Source organism: Streptomyces sp. NPDC046805, assembly GCF_040645355.1.
Lineage (GTDB): Bacteria > Actinomycetota > Actinomycetes > Streptomycetales > Streptomycetaceae > Streptomyces.
Genome location: NZ_JBEYYC010000042.1, coordinates 50,839 through 59,449 on the forward strand (window position 1 = coordinate 50,839; position 8,611 = coordinate 59,449).

Consider the following 8,611-nt stretch of genomic DNA (forward strand, 5'->3'; position numbering starts at 1 on the left):
CCTGCGGCCTGCTACAGGAGGTCTTTGGGATCGACGGACCCTGACGGGCGAGGCGGGATGCGGGCGGGACAACGCGCCGCATCAGATGCCTGTAATGGATCTCCAAGAGACGGTAGCCTGCAACGCCGAGATGTCTGAATCGCCGGGGGACGGTTGCATGGACAGGTCCGAACTTGTTCAGGAGAAGGGCGGGGCACCGGACGGAGTGGAGCTGCCGCATGCCCGTGTGGCTGTCGGGCCGCTGCCTGCGGAGTCAGGTGACGTCGACTTCTGCGGCGACGCCCTACTGCTGCTGACCGGGCCCTTCTATCCGGGGTCCGAGTCGCTCACGGACCGTCCCAGCTTCGCCGTTCCGGTGGACGGCGCGCTCGAGCCGGAGAGACGCCTTACGGTGGTGCAACGGTCCCTGGATCAATTCCTGCGTGGCTCGCTCACCTTCGGCAATCCCCCCGTCAACCCGCTCACGCACCTCGCCGGCTCCGATGCGTTGCACGCGCGGCTGACGACGATCGTGCAGGAGGCGACGCTGCTCCCGGTGGAACTGAACGTCTCCGGCATTCTGTTCCCGGACGGTTACGGCTCGGTGGCGGTGTGCATGCGCATCGCCGACGGGTGGTCCGAGGTATGGCGGGAGCGGCTCATCGAGGGCTTCGGGCCGAAGGGCCGCGACGATGTCACCGCGCGCATCAGGGACGAGCTGCTGCCAGCCCTTACCGCGATGTCCGACCGATGCCGACAGGGACCGCCGTGTCCCACGGTCCTGCCTTATTTCAACCTCGCCTACGCGGGTAGCACCAGCCACCCAGCTCCGGGCCGGGCGATGCTCTCCGATTCCCTACGGCACCTGATCTACCCTCGCTCCGCCGAGCCGATCCCCTCCGAATCGACGTGGCCGGAAGAGTTCTTCTACCCCGGGTACGCCTTCTTCCTGTTGGCCTCCCGGAACCCTCACGACACGCTCGGCCAGCTTGAGCACCTGCTAGGTCAGCTGAACGTGCACTACGCCCGGCTGGAACACTCCGCCAACGCCGCGGAACGGATCATCCGCGAGTCGGCCCTGGACGAAGACCCCGAATTGCTCATCAGGCTGGAACGACGGCTGCGTGCCGACTATCAGGCGTTAGTGCGGCCCACGTTCAGCTACGACTTCCACGTCCTCAAGTTGCGTGACAGCGTACTGAAGGCGTGGGAGACCGAAAAGGTGCGCGAGCGTACTGACACCCTGCTCGAAATAGCGCGGCACGCGGTGGAACGAAAGCTGGAGCATGAGCAGCTGCGCCGGGTAGCGCGAGTCAACCTGGCCGTGACGATCGTGGCTATCCTGAGTTTCGTCCAGTGCGTGGACGCGGCGGCCAACCTGTGGTCGAGGTTCTTCGGATGAAGGGGGAGATCATGCCGGTGGACGTGCAGATCTGTGTCGCGGACGGGCTGATCTACGACGGTCTCGACTACGCCGACCGGATCGAGCAACGACTGATCCGGGCCGGCCTGAGCTGTGGCCGCCTGAACCTGCTGGCCGAGGCGGCCGATCCGGCCGCGCGCTTGCCCCGACCGACCCTGGCGTATGTATTCACTGGAGGTCAGACCTCGGTGCACTCGGACGCCGAGTGGATGCGCGCGACCATCGCGCTGGTGCGGGAGCTCATCGCGGACACGGACAAGCGCGACGAGGGTGCCGAGCCCGCAAGCCCAGGTCCCGCGGTGATCGGCGTGTGCCTTGGCTCGCAGTTGATCGCCGAGGCACTGCGTCCGGATTCGATCATCGGCACCTCGGGCATGGAGGTCGGCCTGACCCCGGTAAGCCGAGCTGGCGACAGCCACCGCAGCGGGGGCGGCGACCACGGCATTGGTGTCGTGCCGTCGTTCCACTATCAGGCAATCAGTCCGCAGATCGAGGAGGTCGACGGGGTGCGCATTGAGTACCGCAACGAGCACACCTCCGTCCAGGCACTGAGCTTTGGCGAGCGGGTCTTCGGATGCCAGTTCCATCCCGAGTTGACGCCGGACGACGTACACCGCCTGATCGACTTCAACGAGGACGTCATCACTGACTGGAACGGGGACACGGCGGCCGCGCACCGGTCGGTCGAGCAGTACCAGCTCCACGACGACCTCTTCGAGCGCTTGGTGATCGACCGGATCACGCGCTGAGGCGACGGAGTACGCCGCCGCTCGACGGGGCGGAAAGAGGCTCGACGGCGCACACGGCCACCTCGCTGCCGATGCCCCCGGTCGCCAGCCGCTCGGCTATCGATCCCGCACAGTCGCCAGCTGAGGCCAAGGCCCCTGCCGACAGGCACGTCCCCCGAGCGTGGCTCCTGCCGACAGCGGCCCGTCCCGAGCCAAGGCCGAACGGCACCTGGCAGCCGCACGACCTCATCTGGCCCCGGATGACGAGGCCAGGAACGGTCGCAGCGCTATCTCGGTGGCCGCCTGCATCCGCTGCTGGAGTCGCTGCGGATCGGTCAAGGCGTCCGGCTCGGCGAGCAGTACTTGCAGTGCGCCGGTGACCGCGCCGATGAAGGCCCCGACCATGGCTGCCGCCTGCACCGCGTCCAACTCGTCGGGGAACGCCGCCTGCAGGTGCCGAGCGATCTCCAGCTGGGCGTCCAACTGCTCTTGCAGCGCCCTTCCGCGTACGGCGGGAACGGACTGCGTGAGCCGCATCCGGAGGCGGGCCGTCGGGCCAGCCATCTCCGTGGTGGTCTCGTTGACGTCCTGTAGCGCCCGCAGTAGCAGGTCGGCGGGGCGGTCTGCGGGCTCGCGCGCCTCGATCGCGGCGACTGCGGCGGCGACACGGGCATCGCTCTCAGGGAAGAGCAACTCTTCCTTGCTCGCGAAGTAGCTGAAGAAGGTCCGCGTGCCGATCTCGGCCGCGTCGGCGATGTCGGCGATCGTCGTCCCCTCGTAGCCGCGGCGCTCGAAGAGGTCGGCACCGGCGTCGATGATCGCTTGCCGGGTGCGTTGCCGCTTGCGCTCACGATGCGAGGTCATGCTGGAGAATTTATCGCACTCACTGCTGAAACACACTCATTGCATACCTGCACTCCATGCAGATATCTTCGCGCTCATGGCAACTCGAGCCGTTCTGATCTCCGGAGCCGGCATCGCCGGCCCCACGCTCGCGTACTGGCTGGCCCGCCACGGGTTCCAGCCGACCGTCGTTGAGCGCGCGCAGGGCCTGCGCTCCAGCGGCAGCCCCGTCGACGTCCGCGGCCCGGCCGTCTCGGTCGCCGAGCGGATGAGGATCATGCCCCGGCTGCGTGCCGCGGGCACTGAGGTGACGGAACTGAGCTTCGTTGACGACTTCGGCCGCCGGGTCGGTCGCATCCCGATGCGGCCGACGGACGACTCGGTCGAGGTGCCGCGGTTCGATCTTGCGGCGATCCTTCTTGAGGCGGCACGCAATGAGGCGGAGTTCCTTTTCGAGGACTCCATCGCCACGCTGCACCAGGACGTGGGCGGCGTCGACGTCACCTTCGACCACGCCCCGCCGCGCCGGTTCGACCTGGTCATCGGTGCCGACGGGCTGCACTCGCGAACCCGGCGACTCGCCTTCGGTCCCGAAGGCGCTTACGTGCGGCACTTGGGGGTCTGGGTCGCCACCATTCCCGCGGACGACCTGGGCCTCGACCGGCACAAGGTTCTCCTGCACAATTCGCCCGGCCGGGCCGTCTCGCTGCACCCCGGCCGCGGGAAGGCCATGGCCGCGTTCATGTACCGCGGGCCCGGTGATGACAGCTTCGACTATCGCAACACCGTGGACCACAAGCACCGTCTCATCGAGGCGTACACCGGCGTCGGTTGGCGCGTCCCCGAGCTCCTTCAGCGGGTGCACGAGGTCGACGACGACCTCTACTTCGACTCGGTGAGTCAGGTCCGGCTGGATCGATGGTCCACCCGCAGAGTGGCGCTGCTCGGCGACGCCGCCTCGTGCGTATCGCTCTTCGGAGACGGCTCGACCCTGGCGATGGCGGGGGCGTCGACGCTTGCCGAGGCGCTGGCCGCGACCCCGGCGGACCATGAGGCGGCATTCCGGCGCTACGAAAGCGAGCACCGGCGGCTGGTAGCACCCAAGCAGCGGGCCGTCGGACAGGCGACCGCGCTGCTCATCCCGGCGAGCCGGTCGGGCATCGCGGCCCGGAACGCGGCGACACGGCTCTGGCCCCTCGCGTCACGGGTGCGGACGGTACACCGCGTGCTGTGCCGGCATCGCGCGGCCTCGACCGATCAGGAGCCGTCCAAATGATCACCACGCCGTTCGGAGCAGGGACGCCATCTGCGCACTCCAGAAGCTCTCGAAACGCGCCCTAAAGCCTCCGGGCCCGTGCGCTCGTCTGGGGCCCTCCCATTTGCTGGGCGCACCGGGGCGGATGCCTCAAGACCACCTGCGTAAATGCTCCACAGATTCTCCGCGACTCGGTCACGTCCGCTGGAGTGGTGTATCGACGGCCACTCGGTGATCTCGTTTTGAGGCTATGCGGTGAGTTCGGTGGGCAGGTCGGTGTCGTCGGTTTCTGACTCGATCGGGTGGAGGCGGGCCTTGGCCAGCAGGTCGAGTCCCATGTAGCGGCGGGCCTCGGTCCACTCGTCGTTCTGCTCGGCCAGCATCGCTCCGACCAGGCGGATCAGGGCGGTGCGGTCGGGGAAGATGCCGACCACGTCGGTGCGACGCCTGATCTCCTTGTTCAGCCGTTCCTGCGGGTTGTTGGACCAGATCTGTCGCCAGATCTCGCGCGGGAAGGCGGTGAAGGCCGGCACATCGTGTTGGGCAGCGTCCAAGTGGGCTGCGGCTTTGGGGAATTTCGCTTCCAGGGCATCGAGAACGTGCCTCATCTGGGCCTTCACGGCGTCGGTGTCGGGCTGTTCGAAGACCGTCCGCAGGAGCGTGGCCACCCAGGGTTGGGCGGATTTGGGGACCTGACTCAGCAGGTTGCGTGCGTAGTGGGTGCGACAACGCTGCCAGGAAGCGCCCGGAAGGACCACGCCGATCGCGTCGACCAGGCCGGCGTGGGCGTCGGAGACGACGAGCTGGACGCCGGACAGGCCGCGGGCGATGAGCGAGCGCAGGAAGGCGAGCCAGCCGGCTCCGTCTTCGGCGGTGGCGACGTCGATGCCGAGGATCTCGCGGTGGCCGTCGGCGTTGACGCCGACCGCGATCAGTGCGTGGACGTTGATGATGCGGCCGCCCTCGCGGACCTTCTGCGTGAGAGCGTCGACCCAGACGAACGCATAAGGCCCTTGATCCAGGGGCCGGTTGCGGAAGGCGGCGACCTGATCGTCCAGGTGCCGGGCCATCGCGCTGACCTGAGACTTCGACAGCTGAGTGACGCCGAGGGACTCGGCGAGTTTCTCGACGCGGCGGGTGGAGACACCGAGCAGGTAGGCGGTGGCGACCACGCTGATGAGGGCCTGCTCGGCCCGGCGGCGGCGTTCGAGGAGCCAGTGCGGGAAGTAACTCCCGCTGCGGAGCTTGGGGATGGCGAGCTCGACAGTGCCGGCTCTCGTGTCCCATTCGCGCGGGCGATAACCGTTGCGGTGATTGACGCGTTCGTCGCTGACCTGCCCGTATTCGGCATTGCAGAGAGCGTCGGCCTCGGCGGACATGAGGGCGTCGGCAAACGTTTTGATCATCGCGCGCAGCAGATCGGGACTCGCCGCGGCGAGGTTGTCCTCGGCGAGGGCGTGCAGGGGCAGACTGTCGGGTGCGGTCATCGTGCTGATCTCCTTCGGGCTTCGACACCTCGAAGATCAGCCGGTGGCCGTTCATTTATGCGGGCACCACCCCGACGCCGGAGCAAACCCCCGGATCAGGTCGAACCCCTACACCACTTCCCTGGACGCAACCGGGCCCCCCGCGTGCCGCTACCTGAGTCGTGGCTCGGTAGTCGTCGTCCCTGGCCTCACGCCGATGTCCGGCGACCGTTACGAGTGGCTCCGAGCCCCGACTCGACGACCGATGGCCAACCCGCTCCGTCCGGTCTCCTTGGCAACCATGCTCGTCGCCTCTGCCGAGCTGCTCGCTCGCGTAGACCGCTACGGCGAGCGCTACCCGTCTGCGGCTGCCCTCGCTCGGACCGCAATCGAGGGGGTCTCGACCGATGCGCGATGACGCCACGGACCGGCGCGACGCTGCTACATGGTCCCCTCTGGACAGCGACGGCTGGTACGCCGCGCGCAATGCCGCGACCGCTCTGCGGGACGCATTGATCCGCGCAGGAATGGAGAAGGACTTCCTTTATCTGCGGGCCGACTTGAATGCCTTCGGCCACGACCTGGTCGAACTCGGTCGTGTGTCGCCGGCCACCGCGGAACGCGTGGCGGAGCTGCTTCGGCTGGCGCTGGCTTCTGGGCTACAGCGTCTCGAAGAGAGCGGCGACGGAACTACGGAACACCATGCAGAAAGGGACGGACGTCATGACCGACCGACGGGGAGTCATTGCCAAGCGCGCCGCGAACCTCTCCCGGGCGGCGGTCGACGGCTCCCACATCCGGGCGTTAAAGGGGGAGCCAAGACCGGGCTCGCCGCCACCCTCACCGGCGGCAACCGCAACGACGTCACCCAGCTGATCCCGCTCCTCCAAGCCGTGCCGCCGGTGCGGGGCAAGCGCGGCCGGCCCCAGCGCCGCCCGGACGTGGTGCTGGCCGACCGCGGCTACGACCACGACAAGTACCGCCGCTGGTCCGGGACCTCGGCGTGAAGCCGTTGATCGCCCGACGCGGCACCGAACATGGCTCCGGACTGGGCACCCAACGCTGGGTCGTGGAGCGCGCGTTCGCCCACCTGCACTGGTTCCGCCGCCTGCGCATCCGCTGGGAGATCCGCGACGACATCCACGAAGCCTTCCTCACCCTCGGATGCGCACTCATCTGCTGGCGGCGTCTGAAATTGAACCGGTAGGGATCAAAACACTGGTCCTGTTCAGAGATGCACACATACCTTGCTGCCCGTGACCCGCCGCTGCCCCGCACTCCTCGTATCTGCTCCTCCGACCGGGCTGTTTTCCCGTACGTATCTGGCCGTCACCGCCAGTTTCGCGGCGGTGATGTTCCTGACGGGGTTCGCCGCGCTGGCGGTGATGCCCCTGCTGCCGATGGCCGTGAGGGACCTCGACGGGGTCGTTCTGTATCCGCTGGTGGCGGGAGCGTTCGTCGCCGCGAGCCTGCTCGGCGGGGTGCTCGGCGGGGCGTGGGCGGACCGTGCGGGTGCCCGGCGGCCGCTGACGGCCGGGGTGGTCCTCACGGTCTTGACGCTTCTTGTCTCCGCGACGAGTACCAGCATCTGGCAGCTGGCTCTCGGGCGTTTCGCAGACGGCATCGCGGCGGGACTGGTGGCGGTGTCTGTCAACGCGGCCATCGGCCAGTCCTACCCGGATCACCTACGTGCCCGTGCCCTGGCCCTGATGAGCGCCTGCTGGATCGTGCCGTCCCTGGCCGGTCCGCCCCTCGCCGGGCTCGTAGCCGCCTGGTGGTCCTGGAGGATGGTGTTCTTCGGCCTCGCCGGCCTCACTCTGCTCCCGGCGGTGGCCGCAGTACTCCTGCTGCGCGGGCGAGGGGTGCAAGACGGCGCTTCACAGGCGACCCAGGGCGGCGAGGGGCCGGTGCGGCGGCCTGCCCTGCCCGCTGCGGTAGCGGTGAGCGCGGCAGCGGCGCTCACCCAGTACGGCGTCTCCGCCTGGGACGTACGGCACACCGCGTGCACGGTGGTTGGTCTGGCGTTGCTCGTGGTGTTCGCTCCGCGCCTGCTGCCACCGCGCACCTGGCGGGCCGGGCACGGGCTGCCTGCCACGGTGCTGCTGCGGGCGCTGGCCTCGGGCGCGTACTTCACGCTTGAGGCGTTCGTACCGTTGATGCTCGGTACGGTGCGCCGGGTGCCGGGCGTGGTGACGGGGCTTGCGTTCACCGGGGCCGCGCTTGCCTGGGCCGGGGCGTCCTGGCTGCAGGGACGCCTGCAGGACCGGGTGCCCCGGCACCGCCTCGTCGCCGTCGGGGCCGGCGTGATGGGGGGCGCGGTTGCACTGGCCGCACTGTGCACCCTGCCCGCAGCGCCCGCGGCCGCGGCGGTGTCGTCGATGGTCCTGGCAGCGGTCGGCATGGGGCTTGCTGCGCCATCGCTGACCCTGTTGTCCCTCGCACACGCTCCGGTCGGCGGGCAGGGGTATGCGAGCGGCGCGATGCAGACGTCACAGAATCTCGGTCAGACAGCAGTCCTGGCCCTGGCCTCGGCTCTGTTCAGCGCGGTGTCGGCGGTTGCTGGCCAACCTGCACCGTTTGCCTGGACGTTCGCGCTGTTGGTACTGCCGGCCGCTGTCGTGTCCTGCCTGGCAGGCAGGACACGGATGGCAGATCCGGATCGGCAACACACCCCAGAGCACGGCGAGACCGCTGCCCACGCTCAACCGATCGACGAGACCTAAAGCCTGTAGATCATTTCGTTAGGAGTTCTAAGCCCAATGCCGTTGCGTTATGGGCCTGTGGGTTGGGGTCTTGTGATGAGGATGGCTTGTGCGCCGGTGCGGGTGGGTTGTGGCCAGTCTCGGTGTTCAGCTCGTTTGAGCTGGTAGTTGGACATCTTGCGTTTCACGACGCGGGGCTGGCTGCGGAGCCGTCT

General features: G+C 68.3%; 6 protein-coding genes and 2 pseudogenes. 6 read left to right on the plus strand and 2 right to left on the minus strand.

The window, feature by feature from the left end; all coding sequences use genetic code 11:
- Positions 1 to 157 precede the first annotated feature (157 nt).
- Together ABZ910_RS32700 and ABZ910_RS32705 are read left to right on the plus strand one after the other, a co-directional pair.
- Positions 158 to 1,381 carry a hypothetical protein gene (locus ABZ910_RS32700; RefSeq protein ID WP_361372430.1) on the plus strand — a complete coding sequence of 408 codons (1,224 nt, stop codon included), beginning with the start codon at positions 158 to 160 and terminating at the stop codon, positions 1,379 to 1,381.
- Positions 1,378 to 2,151, plus strand: a complete 774-nt coding sequence (locus tag ABZ910_RS32705) for a hypothetical protein (RefSeq protein ID WP_361372432.1) — start codon at positions 1,378 to 1,380, stop codon at positions 2,149 to 2,151. Before ABZ910_RS32700 ends, ABZ910_RS32705 begins: the two co-directional genes overlap by 4 nt.
- Before the next feature lie 225 nt (positions 2,152 to 2,376).
- On the opposite strand, the gene ABZ910_RS32710 is transcribed toward ABZ910_RS32705, so the two are convergent.
- Positions 2,377 to 2,994: a helix-turn-helix domain-containing protein gene (locus ABZ910_RS32710; protein ID WP_361372434.1), complete on the minus strand. Its 618-nt coding sequence runs from the start codon at positions 2,992 to 2,994 to the stop codon at positions 2,377 to 2,379.
- 76 nt (positions 2,995 to 3,070) lie between these two features.
- Between ABZ910_RS32710 and ABZ910_RS32715 the strand changes: the two genes are divergently transcribed.
- Complete coding sequence (locus tag ABZ910_RS32715) at positions 3,071 to 4,249, plus strand: FAD-dependent monooxygenase (protein WP_361372436.1); 1,179 nt, start codon at positions 3,071 to 3,073, stop codon at positions 4,247 to 4,249.
- A 227-nt stretch (positions 4,250 to 4,476) separates the two neighbouring features.
- Here the strand turns inward: ABZ910_RS32715 and ABZ910_RS32720 are convergent, their stop codons facing one another.
- Positions 4,477 to 5,715 carry an IS256 family transposase gene (locus ABZ910_RS32720; RefSeq protein ID WP_361372438.1) on the minus strand — a complete coding sequence of 413 codons (1,239 nt, stop codon included), beginning with the start codon at positions 5,713 to 5,715 and terminating at the stop codon, positions 4,477 to 4,479.
- A 386-nt stretch (positions 5,716 to 6,101) separates the two neighbouring features.
- On the opposite strand from ABZ910_RS32720, the pseudogene ABZ910_RS32725 reads away from it, so the two are divergent.
- The 3 genes and pseudogenes from ABZ910_RS32725 to ABZ910_RS32735 all read left to right on the plus strand — a co-directional run.
- Positions 6,102 to 6,356 (plus strand): annotated as a pseudogene (locus ABZ910_RS32725) (hypothetical protein); the annotation flags it as partial.
- A 165-nt stretch (positions 6,357 to 6,521) separates the two neighbouring features.
- Positions 6,522 to 6,901, plus strand: a pseudogene (locus ABZ910_RS32730) (transposase); the annotation flags it as partial.
- A 145-nt stretch (positions 6,902 to 7,046) separates the two neighbouring features.
- A complete protein-coding gene (locus tag ABZ910_RS32735; RefSeq protein WP_361372450.1) occupies positions 7,047 to 8,417 on the plus strand; it encodes an MFS transporter in 1,371 nt (456 codons plus the stop codon).
- Positions 8,418 to 8,611: the final 194 nt, after the last annotated feature.

Coding starts and splice junctions, on each gene's coding strand:
- ABZ910_RS32700 (WP_361372430.1), top strand. CDS start 158: ATGGACAGGTCCGAACTTGTTCAGGAGAAGGGCGGGGCACCGGACGGA.
- ABZ910_RS32705 (WP_361372432.1), top strand. CDS start 1,378: ATGAAGGGGGAGATCATGCCGGTGGACGTGCAGATCTGTGTCGCGGAC.
- ABZ910_RS32710 (WP_361372434.1), bottom strand. CDS start 2,994: ATGACCTCGCATCGTGAGCGCAAGCGGCAACGCACCCGGCAAGCGATC.
- ABZ910_RS32715 (WP_361372436.1), top strand. CDS start 3,071: ATGGCAACTCGAGCCGTTCTGATCTCCGGAGCCGGCATCGCCGGCCCC.
- ABZ910_RS32720 (WP_361372438.1), bottom strand. CDS start 5,715: ATGACCGCACCCGACAGTCTGCCCCTGCACGCCCTCGCCGAGGACAAC.
- ABZ910_RS32735 (WP_361372450.1), top strand. CDS start 7,047: ATGTTCCTGACGGGGTTCGCCGCGCTGGCGGTGATGCCCCTGCTGCCG.